This window comes from Globicatella sanguinis NBRC 15551, assembly GCF_001552295.1.
GTDB classification, from domain to species: Bacteria; Bacillota; Bacilli; order Lactobacillales; family Aerococcaceae; genus Globicatella; species Globicatella sanguinis.
Genome location: NZ_BCQX01000218.1, coordinates 1 through 1,341, shown reverse-complemented (window position 1 = coordinate 1,341; position 1,341 = coordinate 1). Strand labels below are relative to the sequence as shown.

The window sequence follows — 1,341 nt, the reverse complement described above, 5'->3', positions numbered from 1 at the left end:
AAGGTGTTGATGGTGTAATGACCATTACAACGACGACTCCAACTTGGAAAGGACAAGCCTATGGTGAAGCGACAACAGTTGAAAAAGTAACAACTCAACCAATTGAAAAAATCGTTGAAGTAGGTGTCGGAACGATTGAAGTAAAAGAAGATATTCAGACTAAACCAATTGCTTATGAAACAAAGATTGTTGAAAACCCAAATATGCTTGAAGGTACCGAAAAAGTTACGCAAGCAGGTGTTGAGGGTGAATTAACGATTACGACTATAACTCAATATTTAAATGGAAAGGTCTTAAGTGAGCCAATTGTAAGTAAAGAGCGCACCAAAGAACCAGTCACAGAAATTATTGAAAAAGGTATTGGGGTAATAGAAGAAAAAACTGAAATCACTAAAATTGAACTTCCTTACGAAACACAATATGAAGTAAATGCTAATTTAGATAAAATGGGACAACAAGTAAAACAAGCGGGTGTAATGGGAGAATCAATCCGTATAACGGTCACGCCATACTTAAATGGTAAAGTATATGGTGAACCAGTAGTTACAGAGGAAATTACCGCAAAACCTGTTACTGAAGTCATTGAAGTTGGAGAGGGCTTAATAGAACCTGTTATTGAAAAAACGACTGAAGCAATTGATTATGAAACTGAAACCATTGAAAATGCGGATTTAGAAGTAGGCGTAAAAAATGTCAAGCAAGCGGGTGTTAAAGGTGAATTAACTCGCACAACAACCATTTACTTTATTTTTGGTAAACAATACGGTGAAGCCGAAGTTTCAGAAGAAATCACGTTAGAACCAGTGAAAGAGATTATTGAAGTCGGAACAAAAGTAGTAGAAGACAAGCAGTCAACAGAAAAGACTACCGGTTCAGAATCAAATAAATCAGAAGAAGTGGTTAAAGTCAACTCAGCAACTACTTTACCTAACACAGGTGAGATTGACTACCGTCAAGTATTTACTCCAGCAGCATTAACAATTTTAGCAGGCTTAGGCTTAATTGTAACTGATAAAAAGCGTAAACCTGAAGATGAATAAGTAGCAGTCTCTAAAAGGGAATAGAAAGCTATAAAATTTAATATATTATCGGATTCGAGTAATCTATAATGAATGAGATTATGATTGATGACTACTAAAAAATTTGTTAGAATGCAATAAATCAAAATCTTAATAAGATTGTTATAGTCTTTTCATATTCCCCCTTCGGCTAACAGCGTATCAATGGAGAAAACCGGCAGCAATGCCGGTTTTTTGATTGTCAACTATCATATTGATAAGGCTACACTTTGATATTGATGTTGTTTTCAATATTAAACTGGAGACATACCGTTCAATTTTT

General features: G+C 35.0%; 1 protein-coding gene. It reads left to right on the top strand.

The features are described from left to right. A partial coding sequence (locus GSA01S_RS10195; protein WP_217994652.1) for an LPXTG cell wall anchor domain-containing protein occupies positions 1-1,040 on the top strand: 1,040 nt, incomplete at its 5' end. Positions 1,041-1,341: the final 301 nt, after the last annotated feature.